The following is a 15,226-nucleotide window of genomic DNA, read 5'->3' as shown; positions in this document are numbered from 1 at the left end:
TACAACCGCCGCAACGGGGAGATTTCCGACAATGACGCAGGACTGGGACGACGACCTCTACGCACACATGGCAGACCACACCCTGGCGAAGGCGTACTCCCGGTCCCTGCCCGAGTGGTACAAACACGATTTCGACCCCGGCCGGGCCGCCGCCGACATCGCCCGCATCGAAACGCTGCACCCCGACTCGTGCGACGTGGCCCTGTACCCACCCACCGGGCGGGCGCGCGGACGGTTGCGGCTCACGCTCTACATCGCCGGCGCGGCCGTCTCGCTCAGCCGCATCCTGCCGGTCATCCAGTCCCTCGGCGTGGAAGTCCTGGACGAACGCACCTACCCGGTCGACGATTCGGCCGGAAACCAATGCTGGATATACGACTTCGGCCTGGCCTTCGACAGCGAACCGGCACCCGACGACGGCACGCACACCCGCTTCACCGAAGCCTTCGCCGCCGCCTGGCGGGGCGACGCCGAGAGCGACACCTTCAACCGCCTGGTGCTGGGCGCGGGATTGGCCTGGCGTCCGGTGTCGGTACTGCGGGCGTACGCGAAGTACCTGCGGCAGAGCGGATTCCCGTACAGCCCGGAACGGATCGCGGAAGTCCTTGCCGCACATCCCGAATCCGCGCGGCTGCTGACGGACCTGTTCCACGCGCGGTTCGCACCGGACGGGCACTCCGCAGCGGCCGAGGCCGACGTGACCGACCGGCTCAACGACGCCATCGGCCGGGTCGTCGGGCTCGAAGCGGACCGCATTCTGCGCGCCCTCACCACGCTGGTGCGAAACACGCTGCGCACCAACTACTTCGTGCGCGACGGCAAGGCGACGGCGCTGTCGATCAAGCTGGACCCGCAGCGAATCGACGAACTCCCCCATCCCAGGCCACGATTCGAGATCTTCGTCTACTCGCCCCGGGTCGAGGGCGTGCATCTGCGGTTCGGCGCGGTGGCGCGCGGCGGCCTGCGCTGGTCGGACCGCAAGGAGGACCTGCGCACCGAGGTCCTCGGACTGGTCAAGGCGCAGGCGGTGAAGAACGCCGTCATCGTGCCGGTCGGCGCCAAGGGCGGATTCGTCGTCAAACAACCCCCGCGGCCCACCGGCGACGACGCGGCCGACCGCGCCGCCCACCTGGCCGAGGGCATCACCTGCTACCGGCAGTTCATCGCCGGCCTGCTCGACGTCACCGACAATATCGACGCGGCCACGGGAGCCGTGCTCCCGGCCCGCGACGTCGTCCGCCACGACGGCGACGACACCTACCTGGTGGTGGCTGCGGACAAGGGCACCGCGACCTTCTCCGACATCGCCAACGATGTCGCGGCGGGCTACGGCTTCTGGCTCGGCGACGCGTTCGCCTCGGGCGGATCGGTCGGCTACGACCACAAGGCGATGGGCATCACCGCCCGCGGCGCGTGGGAGAGCGTCGAACGCCACTTCCACGAAATGGGCCGCGACACCAGCACCGCCGACTTCACGGTGGCCGGGATCGGCGATATGAGCGGCGACGTCTTCGGCAACGGCATGCTGCTCAGCGAGCACATCAGGCTGGTCGCCGCGTTCGACCACCGGCACATCTTCCTCGACCCGCAGCCGCGGGCAGCGGTCTCCTACGCCGAACGCCGGCGACTGTTCGAACTGCCCCGCTCGTCCTGGGCGGACTACGATCCCACCCTCATCAGCGCCGGCGGCGGGGTGTGGCCGCGATCGGCGAAATCGGTGCCCCTCGGTCCCGAAGTCCGTGCCGCACTCGGGCTTCCGGAGTCGGTCACGGCGGCGCCACCGAACGAGGTCATCCGCGCGATCCTGCGCGCACCCGTCGACCTGCTGTGGAACGGCGGCGTGGGTACCTACGTCAAGGCCGCCACCGAATCACACGCCGACGTCGGCGACAAGGCCAATGACGGCGTGCGGGTGAACGCCGCCGACGTGCGGGCCACCGTGGTCGGCGAGGGCGGCAACCTCGGATTCACCGCCCGCGGCCGCATCGAATACGCCTGCGGCGGAGGCAGAATCAACACCGACGCCCTGGACAACTCGGCCGGGGTCGACTGCTCCGACCATGAGGTGAACATCAAGATTCTGCTGGACGGCATGATGTCGGCGGGCCGGGTGGACCGGACCGAACGCGACGGGCTGCTGGCCGATATGACCGGCGAGGTCGGCCGGATCGTCCTGCGGGACAACCGTTCCCAGAACCGGGTCCTGGGCGTGAGCCGGGCCGACGCGGCCGCCCGCATCGGCGTGCACGCCCGCATGATCGCGCAACTGGAGGCCCGGCGCGGACTGGTCCGGGCCCTGGAGGCGCTGCCCGACGCGAACGAGCTCACCCGCCGCGCCGACAGCGGGCGCGGTCTGACCTCCCCGGAACTGGCGACTCTGCTGGCGCACGCCAAACTCGCGATCAAGGACGAACTGCTCGCCGGCGACCTGCCCGACGACCCCGCGATGCACGATCATCTGCTCGCCTACTTCCCCGCCTCACTGCGAGAACGCTTCGGCGACAGCGTGTCCGAGCACCCGCTGCACCGCGAGATCGTGGCGACGCAGCTCGCCAACGATGTGATCGACCACGGCGGAATCAGTGTCGTCTTCCGGCTGGCCGAGGACTCCGCGGCCGGCGGGCCGGACGTGGTGCGCGCCTATCTCGTCGCCACCCGCGTCTTCGGGCTGCACCGCCTCTGGGACGACATCGCCAGCAGTGGACTGCCCGCGGTGGTGACCAACGGGCTCGTCCGCACCACGCAGCGGGTGCTCGACCGGGCGGTGCGCTGGCTGCTGGCCAACCGCCCGCAGCCGCTCGACATCGCCACCGAGACAGGCAGATTCGCCCCGCGACTGGCGGCACACGCCCATCTGGTCCCGGAATGGCTGCGCGACCGTGAACTGGCGGACCTGCACGGCCGCATCGCCGACTCGATCGACGCCGGGGTGCCGCACGAGCTGGCCGCCCGGGTGCACCTGCTGCTCGACCAGTTCGGGTTGCTCGACATCATCGAAGTCGCCGACGCGGGCGGTCACGAGGTGGCCGACGTGGCCGGGCTGTACTACGCGCTGAGCCAGCATCTGGGCACAGTGCGTCTGCTGCAATCGGTTTCGCGCCTGTCGACCGAGGACCGCTGGGGTTCGATGGCCCGCCTCGCCCTGCGCGACGACGTGTACGGATCCCTGCGTCTGCTGTGCCTGGGGCTGCTGGCGGACCGGCCCGATCCGGCCGAGCCGCCCGCCGACACCATCGCCCGGTGGGCGACCCGCAACGCCACCCGCATCCACCGGACCAGCTCCACCCTCACCGAAATCCTCGAGAGCCCGGCCGCCGATGTGGCCGCCATGTCCGTGGCGGTGCGTCAGATCCGCGGCCTGGTCCGCACCGGGTAACCCCTCAGGAAGTCTGCGCGTCGAAGGTTCCCGCGAGCCGGTAGCGGGAACCGGGATGCAGCAGCCGTGCCGAACTGACCAGCCGGTCCTCCGACCAGGTACGGCGGCGGATCAGCAGACACGGCTCCGACTCGGTGAGCCCGAGCAGGGCGCACTCGTCGGGGGTCGGCAGCACCGCCTCCACCACATGCTCGCCACGACCGAGCGGAGCCACCGACACCAGGTACGTATTGGGTGTCGTGGTCGTGAAGTCCTGTTCCAGATAGCGCGGCGCGAGCTCGGGATTCACGAAGCGATCCTCCAGCTGGATCGGCAGTCCATTCTCGAAATGCACCAGCTTCGAATGGAATACGGGGCTGCCCTCGGCGACGCCGAGATCCTGCGCGATCACCGAATCCGCCGGGCGCTGCTCCAGCGACACCACCTCGGCCCGATGCCGGTGGCCCCGGTCCCCGATCTCGTCGGCGATATTGCGCACCTCGACCAGCGCCGAACTGACCTTCCGCTCGGCCACGAATGTGCCGACACCGGTCAGCCGGACCACCAGACCGTCCGCGCTCAGCTCCCGCAGCGCGCGATTGATCGTCATGCGCGACAGTCCCAGTGCACCGACCAGCTGATTCTCCGACGGCAGCAGCTCGCCCTCCCGCCAGCGCCCCGAGACGATCTGCTCGGTGATCAGATCCTTGACGCGCTGATACGCCGGGGCTGCTCCATGGCCGCGAGCCCGATACAGCGACGCTATATCCACCTCGTCCATCGCCACATTCGTCACCTGTTCCACATCCTGCCCATCGGTGGACACCCGCCCGTTCGGGCCCAAGTGTATCGGCGCTCCGGCGGCGCCCCGCAGCGGTCAGGTGTCTCGGATCCGAGAATCTCTCGCGCCGACGCTGTTCCAGGCGTCGAATCCGGGGTGTTATGGGCGTCACGATCAGCCCATACACAGGAGTCCCGATGACCACCAACCCCACGTCCGGCCCCCGCCCGGTCCGTGCGCCGCGCGGCACCGAACTGAACTGCCTCGGCTGGCAGCAGGAGGGCGCCCTGCGCATGCTGATGAACAACCTCGACCCCGAGGTCGCCGAGCGTCCCGACGATCTGGTCGTCTACGGCGGCACCGGCCGCGCCGCCCGCAGCTGGGATGCCTACGACGCCATCGTGCGCACGCTGACCACCCTGAAAGACGATGAGACGCTGCTGGTTCAGTCCGGCAAGCCGGTCGGCGTGATGCGCACCAGCGAATGGGCGCCGCGCGTCCTGCTGGCCAACTCCAACCTCGTCGGCGACTGGGCCAACTGGGAGCAGTTCCGCAAGCTCGAGGCCGAGGGCCTCATGATGTACGGCCAGATGACCGCGGGCTCGTGGATCTACATCGGCAGCCAGGGCATCCTCCAGGGCACCTACGAGACCTTCGGCGCGGTGGCGCGCAAGCGTTTCGGCGGCACCCTCGCCGGCACCATCACCCTGACCGCCGGCGTCGGCGGCATGGGCGGCGCGCAGCCGCTCGCGGTGACCATGAACGACGGTGTGGCGCTGTGCGTCGACGTCGACGTCACCCGCATCGATCGCCGCATCGCGCACGGCTACCTCGACACCAAGGCCGAAAGCCTCGACGCCGCACTGGAACTGGCCGTCCAGAAGCGCGACGCGCGGGAACCGCTGTCCATCGGCGTGGTCGGCAATGCCGCGGAGATCTTCCCGCGCCTGCTCGCCATGGGCGCGCCGATCGACATCGTGACCGACCAGACCTCGGCCCACGACCCGCTGTCCTACCTGCCGATCGGCGTCGACGTGGCCGACTGGCACCGCCGCGCCGCCGAGGATCCCGCCTGGTTCACCACCGAGGCCCGCAAGTCCATGGCCGCCCACGTCGAGGCCATGGTCGGCTTCCAGGACGCCGGCGCCGAGGTGTTCGACTACGGCAACTCCATCCGCGACGAGGCCCGCAAGGGCGGCTACGAGCGGGCCTTCGAATTCCCGGGATTCGTGCCCGCCTACATCCGGCCGCTATTCGAAGAGGGCCTGGGCCCGTTCCGCTGGGCCGCCCTGTCCGGTGACCCGAAGGACATCGCCGCCACCGACCAGGCCATCCTCGAGCTGTTCCCGGAGAACGAGCACCTCAAGCGGTGGATCACCATGGCCGGGGAGAAGGTCCACTTCGAGGGCCTGCCCGCCCGCATCTGCTGGCTGGGTTACGGCGAACGCCACCGGGCGGGACTGAAGTTCAACGAGATGGTCGCCTCCGGGGAGCTGTCGGCGCCGGTCGCCATCGGCCGTGACCACCTGGACTCCGGTTCGGTCGCCTCCCCCTACCGCGAGACCGAGGCCATGGCCGACGGCTCCGACGCCATCGCCGACTGGCCGCTGCTCAATGCCCTGGTCAACACCGCGTCCGGGGCATCATGGGTGTCGATCCACCACGGCGGCGGAGTGGGTATGGGCCGTTCCATCCACGCCGGGCAGGTGTGCATCGCCGACGGCACCGAACTGGCCGCCCGCAAGCTCGAGCGGGTGCTGTCCAACGATCCCGCCATGGGCGTGATCCGCCACGTCGACGCCGGCTACCAGCACGCGGCCGATGTCGCCGCCACGCGCGGCGTACGAATCCCGATGCAGGAGAACTGAACTCATATGCACAACGAATCCGCGCAGTGGACGGTCATCGACAATATCGGCGCCCTGGTGACCAATGATCCCGGGATCGGCGCGGGCCCGCTCGGCGTGATCCGGGATGCGGCGGTGGTGCTCGGCGACGGCCTGATCCAGTGGGTCGGCCCGCGGACGCGCCTGCCCGAGGGCAGCGCCGGCACCCGGGTGGACCTGGAAGGCCGCGCCGCCCTGCCCGGATTCGTCGACAGCCATGCGCATCTGGTGTTCGGCGGTGAGCGGTCGGAGGAATTCGCGGCCCGCATGACGGGCGCGCCCTACAGCGCGGGCGGCATCCGGACGACCATCGCCGCGACCCGGGCGGCCACCGACACGGCGCTGAGCGCCAATGTCGCCCGGCTGGTCGCCGAGGCCCTGCGGACCGGAACCACCACGATCGAAACGAAGTCGGGCTACGGGCAGACCGTTGCCGACGAGTTGCGGAGCCTCGAGATCGCCGGCCGGCACACGTCGGAGACGACCCTGCTGGCGGCGCATGTCACGCCACCGGAATTCGCCGGGCGCACCGACGATTATGTGCGGCTGGTCATCGACGAGATGATTCCCGCGTGCGCCTCGCACGCGAGCTGGATCGACGTCTTCTGCGAGGAGGGCGCCTTCGACGCCGACCAGTCGCGTGCCGTGCTCGAGGCCGGTATCGCGGCCGGGCTCACGCCGCGGGTGCACGGCAACCAGCTCAGCTACGGCGCCGGCGTCCAGCTGGCGGCGGAGCTGGGCGCGGCCTCGGTCGATCACGTCACCTACACCACCGGCGAGGACATCGAGGCGCTGGCGGCGAGCAGCACGGTCGCCACCCTGCTGCCGGGAGCCGACTTCTCCACGCGCAACAAATATCCCGACGCGCGAGCCCTGCTCGACGCGGGCGTGACCGTCGCCCTGGCCGCCGACTGCAATCCGGGCACCTGCTACACCACGAGCATTCCGTTCTGCATCGCACTGGCCGTGCGCGAAATGCACATGAGCCCCGACGAAGCCGTGTGGGCAGCGACCGCGGGCGGCGCGGCGGCCTTGCGGCGCAACGACATCGGGCACATCCGGGTCGGCGCACGCGCCGATCTGATCGCACTGGACGCACCCTCGCACCTGTACCTGGCATACCGGCCGGGAGTGGCGCTGGTGCGCGAGATCTGGAAGGACGGGCACCGGCTGTGACCGCTGTCGATCATCCGCCCGCCCCCTGGTCCGGTCGCGACGACGGCCCGGGCCCGGCACATCTGCGCTGGCACAGCGCGATATCCCCGTTCACCCCCGAAACCCCGCCCGGGGCAAGCGTTCTGGTCGGATTCCGCAGCGATGAGGGGGTCCGTCGCAACAAGGGGCGGACCGGAGCTGCCGCCGGCCCGGCCGCCCTGCGGCAGGCACTGTCGTCCATGGCGCTACCCGGCCCGGCACGCGTCATGGACGCCGGTGACGTGGCGGTCGAGGACGGGGATCTCGAATCCGGGCAGCGGCGACTGGGCGCAGTGGTGACCGAATTGCTCGATGGCGGGCATTTCGTGACGGTGCTCGGCGGTGGGCACGAGGTGGCCTACGCCAGCTATCTCGGCATCGCCGCCGGGGCCGCGGTCGCGGCCGGGGGGCGACTGGGCGTGCTCAACCTCGATGCCCATTTCGATCTGCGTGCCGACCCGACGCCCAGTTCCGGGACACCCTTCCGGCAGATGGCCGAGGGCGAGGCGGCGGCCGGGCGGGTGCTCAACTATGCGGTGCTCGGCATCTCGCAGCCGAGCAACACCGTGGCACTGTTCGACACGGCCGCGGCGCTTGGAGTGCACTATCGGCTCGACGAGGACTGCACCGTCACGGATATGCCCGGGGTGCGGGGTTTCGTCGAGCAGTTCCTGGCCACCGTCGATGTCGTGTATCTGACCATTGACCTGGATGTGCTCCCTGCACCGGTCGCACCCGGCGTCAGCGCTCCGGCCGCGTACGGCGTGCCGCTCGAGGTGATCGAGCGGGTGTGTGACCTGGTCGCGGGCAGCGGCAAGCTGGCGCTGCTGGATGTGGCGGAGCTGAATCCGGAGCTCGATATCGACCACCGGACCGCGCGCACCGCCGCTCGGCTGATCCACCGGATCGCGACTCGGCGCGACGGCCAACTAGATTAGTTGCCGTTGTGTAACTACCCACTCTTGACACAGTTGTATAGACAGCCCTATACATATGTGAACGCACTCACAATCCCTGTCGGGCTGCGTTATGAACAACACCAGGGAGTCCGATCCGTGAAAGACATCTCCTCGACCCTGACCCGGGGTCTCACCGCCCGCCACATCCGATTCATCGCACTCGGTTCGGCCATCGGCACCGGCCTCTTCTACGGGTCGGCCGAGGCGATCAAACAGGCCGGCCCTTCGGTGCTGCTGGCCTACCTGATCGGCGGCGCCGTGATCTTCATCGTGCTGCGGGCGCTGGGCGAAATGGCGGTCCGCAACCCGGTGTCCGGGTCGTTCGGTGAGTACGCCAGCCAGCACATCGGCCCACTGGCCGGGTTCATGACCGGCTGGACCTACATCTTCGAGATGGTCATCGTGCTGCTGGCCGACACCACCGCCTTCGGTGTCTACATGGGGTTCTGGTTCCCGGATGTCCCCCGGTGGATCTGGGTGCTGGCGATCGTCTTCTTCATCGGCGCGATCAACCTGCTCAACGTCAAGGTGTTCGGCGAGCTCGAGTTCTGGTTCAGCCTGATCAAGGTGGTCGCGATCATCGCCATGATCGCGGGCGGAACCGCCGTGCTGATCTGGGGATTCGGCATCCACGACACCAGCACCGGCCTGTCCAACCTGCATGCCGGCGGCGGATTCTTCGCCAACGGCGTGGGCGGCTTCCTCGGGTGCTTCGCGATCGTCATGTTCGCGTTCGGCGGTTCGGAGATCATCGGCGTCACCGCGGGCGAGGCGGAGAATCCCGAGCGGACGATTCCGCGGGCGATCAACACCGTCCCCGCGCGGATCATGCTTTTCTACGTTCTGACCCTGACCGTGATCATGGCCGTCACGCCGTGGAACCAGATCGGCGACGAGGGCAGCCCGTTCGTGCAGATCTTCAAGAGCCTGGGCCTGGGGTCCGCGGCGACCGTGCTGAACGTCGTGGTGATCACGGCCGCGCTGTCGGCCATCAACAGCAATATCTTCGGCGCGGGCCGGATGATGTACGGCATGGCCCTGCGCGGGCAGGCCCCGGCCGTGATGCGGCGGGTCTCCCGCAACGGTGTGCCGTGGATGACGGTCGTGATCATGGTGTCGGCCCTGCTGGTCGGCGTGATGCTCAACTACCTGATCCCGGACCGGGTCTTCGTGGTCATCGCCTCCATCGCCACCTTCGCCACGGTCTTCGTCTGGCTGATGATCCTGGTGTCCCACTTCCGCTCGCGCCGGCAGATGAGCGCGGAAGAGGCTGCCGCGCTGAAGTTCCCGGTACCGCTGTGGCCCTACCTGCCGATCTTCGCCATCGCGGGCCTGGCCTTCGTGATCGTCCTGCTCGCCTTCGACGCCGACACCCGGGTGGCGCTCGTCGTCGGAGCCGTCTGGCTGGTCCTGCTCACCGCCGCCTATCGGCTGTGGGTTCGGCCCGCAACGCAACCCGCACCGGTAGCCCTCACGGACCCGGCGCCCGAAATCGCTCTTCCCTGACCGCACAGCTCTTCCTGAGCGCAGAGCTCTTCCCTAACCGCAGATTGGATTGGACAACAACACGATGAACGCGAACACCCTCCGACTTTCCGAGCAGCACGCCGCGGCGGCATCCGACACCGAAGTCGTCGTCGGCGTCGGCGCCCTCACCCCCGAGGACGTGGTCCGGGTCGCCCGTGGCAATGCCACCGTGCGGCTGTCGGAGGACGCGCTCACCGTGATCGCCGCGAGCCGCACCCGGATCGAGTCGCTGGCGGCCGACCCGAAGCCGGTCTATGGCGTATCGACCGGTTTCGGCGCCCTGGCCACCCGGCACATTCCGCTGGAACTGCGAACTCAGTTGCAGCGCAGCCTGGTTCGCTCGCATGCGGCCGGTTCGGGGCCCGAGGTCGAGCGTGAGGTGATCCGTGCCCTCATGCTGCTGCGGCTGTCCACGCTGGCGACCGGCCGGACCGGCGTGCGCGTGGAGGTCGCCCAGGCGTACGCCGCGCTGCTGTCGGCGGGGATCACGCCGGTCGTGCACGAGTACGGCAGCCTCGGCTGTTCCGGCGACCTGGCTCCCCTGTCGCACGTCGCCCTCGCGGTGATGGGTGAGGGCATGGTCCGCGATGCGGACGGCACGCTCATGCCGGCCGCGCAGGCGCTTGCCGCGGCCGGCCTCGAGCCGGTGGTGTTCGCGGAGAAGGAGGGCCTGGCGCTGATCAACGGCACCGACGGCATGCTCGGCATGCTCGTACTGGCCTGCCACGACCTGCGCCGGCTCTTCCGCCTGGCCGACGTGACCGCGTCGATGAGCGTCGAGGGCCTGCTCGGCACCGACAAGGTGTTCGCCGCCGACCTGCAGGCCCTGCGCCCACAGCCGGGTCAGGCGCTCGCCGCCTCGAATATGGTTCGGCTGCTGCAGGGTTCGGGCATCGTGGCCAGCCACGCGACCCCCGACTGCACGGTGGTGCAGGACGCCTACTCGCTGCGCTGTGCCCCGCAGGTCGCGGGCGGCGCGCGCGACACCCTCGCGCACGCCGAACGGATCGCGTCCTACGAATTGTCCAGCGCCGTGGACAATCCGGTGGTCACCCTCGACGGCCGGGTGGAGTCCAACGGCAACTTCCACGGTGCGCCTGTGGCCTACGTGCTGGACTTCCTGGCCATCGTCGTCGCCGATGTGGCCAGTATCAGCGAGCGGCGCACCGACCGCTTCCTGGACCGGGCCCGCAACCACGGCCTGCCGCCGTTCCTGGCCGACGATCCCGGCGTCGACAGCGGCCACATGATCGCCCAGTACACCCAGGCCGCGATCGTCTCCGAGCTCAAGCGCCTGGCCGCGCCCGCGAGCGTGGACTCGATCCCCTCCTCGGCGATGCAGGAGGACCACGTGTCGATGGGCTGGTCCGCGGCTCGCAAGCTGCGTCGCGCCATCGACGGCCTGACCCGGGTGCTGGCCATCGAGGCCCTCACCGCGGCCCGCGCCCTGGATCTGCGGGCTCCGCTGGAACCGTCCCCCGCGACCGCCGCGGTCCGCGACCGGATTCGCGAGGTGGTCGAGGGACCGGGCGCCGACCGCTACCTGGCACCGGAGATCGAAGCGGTCGTGCAGCTGGCGGCCTCGGGCGAGTTGCTGGCCGGCGCCGAATCCGTGGTGGGCCCGCTGTCCTGAGTGCGGGGTTACCCGCCGAGCAGGCCCTTGGCGATGTGGGTGACCTGAATTTCGTTGCTGCCCGCGTAGATCATGAGCGACTTGGCGTCGCGGGCGAGCTGCTCCACCTTGTACTCGGCCATGTAGCCGTTGCCGCCGAAGAGCTGCACGGCCTCCATGGCGACCTCGGTGGCCGCGCGCGAGGAGTACAGCTTCATGGCCGAGGCCTCGGCGAGGGAGACCTTCTCGCCCGCGGCGGTGCGCTCGATGGCGTTGAACACCATGTTCTGCACATTGATTCGCGCGATCTCCATCTCGGCCAGCTTGAGCTGGATGAGCTGGAACTGGGCGATCTCCTTGCCCCACAGCTTGCGTGACTTGGCGTAATCGACGCTGAGCCGGTGGCATTCGTTGATAATGCCCAACGCCAGCGAGGCGATGCCGATGCGCTCGGCGGCGAAAGATTCCTTGGCACTGTCCTTTCCGTCGCCCTTGGCCGGATTCTCGGTTTCGCCGAGCAGCCGGTCGGGGGTGATGCGGACATTGTCGAAGAACAGTTCGCCGGTGGGCGAGGAGTTCATGCCCATCTTCTTGAAGGCGGCGCTCTGGGTGAAGCCGGGCATGCCCTTGTCGAGCACGAAGGTGAGCACCTTGCGGTCGCGGCGGTCGGTGCCGTCCTCCTCGTCGAGCTTGGCGTAGACGACGGTGACGTCCGCGTACGGGCCGTTGGTGATGAAGGTCTTCCGGCCGTTGAGGATGTAGTCCTCGCCGTCGCGGCGGACGTAGGACTTCATGCCGCCGAAAGCGTCCGAGCCCGAATCGGGTTCGGTGATGGCCCAGGCGCCGACCTTCTCGAAGGTGACCAGCTCGGGCAGCCAACGCTTCTTCTGTGCCAGGGTGCCGCGGCTGCGAATGGTGCCGACGGTGAGGCCGAGGCTCACGCCCATCGAGGCCACCAGGCCCAGGCTGATGCCGGCGAGCTCACTGTTCAGGATCACGCCCATGCTGCCCGATCCACTGAACCCGCCACCGGACTTGCCCGGCTTGTTCTCTGCGCCACCCTCTTCCCGCGCAAAGGCCTTCTCCAGCCCTTCGCGAGCCAACTCGTCCAGGCCGAAGGTCGCGTACAGCTTGCGGATGGTGTCGAAGGGCGGCAGCGCACCACTTTCCAGCTGCTCGACGTTGGGCTTGATCTCCTTGTCGATGAATCCGCGCAGGGCATCGCGGAACATCAGGTCTTCGTCGGACCACTGGTACATGTAGTGAACTCCCGAGGGCTCGCCGGAACGGTTACCCCGAATATAGAACACGTTCTACTTCGGCCGCCGGTGAGATCAGCCCGGCAGCTCGGCGGGCGGGTTGGGTGTGGTGATGGCCGCGGCCGTAGCCGCCGCGAGAGTGACATCACCCGATTCGAGATAGCGCACGACCGCCTCGTCGACGGGCGAGTTGCCGCGGCCGAACGAGCCGTGGTCGGTGCCGTCCACCCAGACCAGGGTGCCGTTCAGGGCGGTGGCCATGGCGGGACCACCCGCGGCGGGGGTGGCGGTGTCGCGGGTGCTCTGCAGCACCAGCGGACGGGTCGCGAGGCGGGTGCCGTCGACACGGACGCGGTCGGACGAGGCGGGCCAGGCTCCGCAGAACGCGCCGGAAGCCTGCAGGCGGGAGAAGAAGGCGAAAATGCTCGCGCCGGAGACGAAGTCACCGATCGCGGCGGGGACGGCGGCCGGGTCCGGGGTTCCGGTGTCCTCGTTGCAGGTGATCGCGTCGTACATCCACTGGCCGGTCGGATCCAAGGCGGTCCTCTTGGTCAGATAGGTGAGGAATTCGGTGTGCTGCGGGTCGGCGCGGTACCGGCGCATCCCCTCGGCGAAATCCGGCCACAGGTTGCGTGAGTACACCGCGGTCGAGGCGGCGGCATAGGTCGGACTGGTCGTGCCACTCGGATGCCGCACGGTCTGCACCAGATTCGCGATGCGCCCGGAGAGCTCGTCCGCAGCGGGCGTCCGGCCCGGCACGGTGAGCACACCGCCCGCACCGCCGAGCGCCGGATCGAGGCGGGCCAGCCAACCGCCGCCCTGCGCATCAACCTGCCGAACCCATTCGGCGGCAACAGCATTGCGCGTATCACCCAACCCGTAGACGGCGTCATTGCCGGCGATCCAATCGAGCAGTTCGGTGAACCCCGCCTCCCGCGCCTGCCAACCCTGCGCGAACTGCTCCCGCCAATCCCACTGCGGATTCACATTCCCGTCCAGCACCATGTGATCGACATGCGGACCGAACAGAGTCGCGTAGGCGGCCCCCAGGAACGTGCCGTACGAACCGCCGTAGAAATCGATCCGATCGACACCGAGCGCCTGCCGCGCCTGGTCCAGGTCCCCCGCCAGGGTCGCGGTAGTGATAGTGCGCGGATAACCGGGATCAGCACTCTCACATGCAGATCGATCGGTCACCGGGATGATCACCGCCGTGGTCGTCCTACACCGCAGCGGCGTCGCCCACCGCAACCCACGCGGCTGCACCGCAATCTCATCGAACTCCCGATGCAACTCGGGCACCGTCACATTTCGTGACCCCCAAAACCCGAGAGCATCCGCCCCCGGCCCACCCTGCCCCGCAAACAACACCCCACGCTTGTGCACCGAATCGCCGGCCGGAATCCGACTCACCGTAATGTCGATACGCCGCCCATCCGGCACCGCATAATCCATCGGCACCGACAAACTCGCACACTCGGCCTCCCCCGCCTCAGCCTCGACCGGGCAAGGCCCCCATCGCAATTCACCCCCCGAATCAGCACCCGCCACCGGCGCGACCACACCGGCCACCACCCCACACACCACCACAGCAGCAGCCCGCAACCACCTCGCCGAAAACGCTCCACCCATCACTACCCCTCCCCAAGGCGCGACCGAATCCGCCGCCACCCTACCCCGCGGCGAACCATCATGTCCGGCACGGTGATTCCGCGATTCCGCACGGATCGCCGGCGAGCCCCCGGCGAGATGGCTCACTCCGAGAATCGGAGCAGGGTGAGTGAGGGCCGCAGCGCGCGCACGACCGGAGCACTCGCGACCCGACGCAGCAGCGGGGAGGCCCATCGGCCCCGCCCGATCGGCGGGACAAGGTCCTCGGACGCAACGACTCCCGGGACTCGAGTGGGCAGCCGGCGCGCCTGACGGAGGGACTGGCTGGTCGGCATCGGCGGAGCGATGTACCGATTGCTGAGCCGCACCCTGCCCTTCATCGTCAGCGCGCTGAATACGCGCGGGATGGAGTCGTAGAGGAGGATGCCGCCGGGAAAATGTCCGGCCAGGTCCGCGATCAGCAGGTGGACCTCGGCGGGCGGAAGGTACATGAACAGGCCTTCGGCGGTGACCACCGCGGGGCCGGATGGCACTTCGTCGAGCCAGGACCGGTCGAGCACCGAGCGGGCCAGGCGGGTGATCGCCGGGGCCGGAGGTAGCAGTCGCTGCTGGGCGGCAACCATTTCCGGCAGGTCGAGGGAGAACCAGGCGGCCGCGGGTTCGCCCAGACGCCAGTACGTCGTCTGCAACCCCTCCCCGAGCGCGACCACCGGCCCAGCGGGGTGGGCGGCGAGAAAATCCGCGATGATCTCGTCGATCACCATCGCCCGCATCGGGTGGACCTGGCTGGGCGGCCCGAACCGCTCGAAGTCCTCCCCGGCCAGCGCCCGGTAGAGCCGGACCGCCTCCTCGTCGGCGTAGCCGGAATCCGAGCGCTGCGCCTCCTCGGCCCGGTTGCGCAGCGTCCACAACGCCGTCTCGGGCACGCCCGTCAGTGCTGCGCGTAAGTTGTTGCCGGAAAAAGTCATACGTGCACTATCCCGGCCGAGGTGTGTCGGTGGATTGGACAAATGTTCCCGGAGGACGCAGGGCCGCCTCATCA

Annotated in this window: 9 protein-coding genes and 1 pseudogene; 6 read left to right on the top strand and 4 right to left on the bottom strand. The window is 69.0% G+C overall.

The features are described from left to right. Positions 1–31 precede the first annotated feature (31 nt). Positions 32–3,376: pseudogene (locus ACFXHE_RS16320) on the top strand (NAD-glutamate dehydrogenase); the annotation flags it as partial. Positions 3,377–3,380: 4 nt separating this feature from the next. Here ACFXHE_RS16320 and hutC read toward each other — a convergent pair. Continuing rightward, positions 3,381–4,136, bottom strand: coding sequence for a histidine utilization repressor (gene hutC / locus ACFXHE_RS16315; protein ID WP_379384178.1), 756 nt, complete (start codon positions 4,134–4,136; stop codon positions 3,381–3,383). Positions 4,137–4,333: 197 nt separating this feature from the next. Between hutC and hutU the strand changes: the two genes are divergently transcribed. The 5 genes from hutU (at position 4,334) to hutH (ending at position 11,335) form a co-directional block, all read left to right on the top strand. After that, positions 4,334–6,004, top strand: coding sequence for a urocanate hydratase (gene hutU, locus ACFXHE_RS16310; protein WP_379383758.1), 1,671 nt, complete (start codon positions 4,334–4,336; stop codon positions 6,002–6,004). A gap of 6 nt (positions 6,005–6,010) precedes the next feature. Then, entirely contained in the window at positions 6,011–7,198 is a 1,188-nt protein-coding gene (gene hutI / locus ACFXHE_RS16305) for an imidazolonepropionase (RefSeq protein ID WP_379383756.1), read from the top strand. Further along, a complete protein-coding gene (gene hutG, locus ACFXHE_RS16300; RefSeq protein WP_379383754.1) occupies positions 7,195–8,154 on the top strand; it encodes a formimidoylglutamase in 960 nt (319 codons plus the stop codon). Before hutI ends, hutG begins: the two co-directional genes overlap by 4 nt. A 117-nt stretch (positions 8,155–8,271) precedes the next feature. Then, the gene (locus ACFXHE_RS16295; protein ID WP_379383752.1) at positions 8,272–9,681 is read left to right on the top strand and encodes an amino acid permease; all 1,410 of its coding nucleotides are present in this window, start codon (positions 8,272–8,274) and stop codon (positions 9,679–9,681) included. A gap of 64 nt (positions 9,682–9,745) precedes the next feature. Next, positions 9,746–11,335, top strand: a complete 1,590-nt coding sequence (hutH, locus tag ACFXHE_RS16290; RefSeq protein ID WP_379383750.1) for a histidine ammonia-lyase — start codon at positions 9,746–9,748, stop codon at positions 11,333–11,335. A gap of 8 nt (positions 11,336–11,343) precedes the next feature. Here hutH and ACFXHE_RS16285 read toward each other — a convergent pair whose 3' ends face one another. The 3 genes from ACFXHE_RS16285 to ACFXHE_RS16275 form a co-directional block, all read right to left on the bottom strand. After that, complete coding sequence (locus ACFXHE_RS16285) at positions 11,344–12,573, bottom strand: acyl-CoA dehydrogenase family protein (protein ID WP_379383748.1); 1,230 nt, start codon at positions 12,571–12,573, stop codon at positions 11,344–11,346. 75 nt (positions 12,574–12,648) lie between these two features. After that, complete coding sequence (locus ACFXHE_RS16280; RefSeq protein ID WP_379384176.1) at positions 12,649–14,028, bottom strand: alpha/beta fold hydrolase; 1,380 nt, start codon at positions 14,026–14,028, stop codon at positions 12,649–12,651. Between the two features lie 299 nt (positions 14,029–14,327). Next, a complete protein-coding gene (locus tag ACFXHE_RS16275; RefSeq protein WP_379383746.1) occupies positions 14,328–15,152 on the bottom strand; it encodes a class I SAM-dependent methyltransferase in 825 nt (274 codons plus the stop codon). Between the last annotated feature and the right edge of the window lie 74 nt (positions 15,153–15,226).

This window comes from Nocardia sp. NPDC059229, assembly GCF_042754165.1.
In the GTDB taxonomy this organism is placed as follows: Bacteria; Actinomycetota; Actinomycetes; order Mycobacteriales; family Mycobacteriaceae; genus Nocardia.
Note: the sequence above shows the minus strand (reverse complement) of the source record. Positions and strands in the feature narration are given on the sequence as shown.

What these genes read in the sequence shown, in the direction of transcription:
- hutC (WP_379384178.1), bottom strand. Translation starts at nt 4,136, where the DNA reads ATGGACGAGGTGGATATAGCGTCGCTGTATCGGGCTCGCGGCCATGGA.
- hutU (WP_379383758.1), top strand. Translation starts at nt 4,334, where the DNA reads ATGACCACCAACCCCACGTCCGGCCCCCGCCCGGTCCGTGCGCCGCGC.
- hutI (WP_379383756.1), top strand. Translation starts at nt 6,011, where the DNA reads ATGCACAACGAATCCGCGCAGTGGACGGTCATCGACAATATCGGCGCC.
- hutH (WP_379383750.1), top strand. Translation starts at nt 9,746, where the DNA reads ATGAACGCGAACACCCTCCGACTTTCCGAGCAGCACGCCGCGGCGGCA.
- ACFXHE_RS16285 (WP_379383748.1), bottom strand. Translation starts at nt 12,573, where the DNA reads ATGTACCAGTGGTCCGACGAAGACCTGATGTTCCGCGATGCCCTGCGC.
- ACFXHE_RS16280 (WP_379384176.1), bottom strand. Translation starts at nt 14,028, where the DNA reads ATGGATTATGCGGTGCCGGATGGGCGGCGTATCGACATTACGGTGAGT.
- ACFXHE_RS16275 (WP_379383746.1), bottom strand. Translation starts at nt 15,152, where the DNA reads ATGACTTTTTCCGGCAACAACTTACGCGCAGCACTGACGGGCGTGCCC.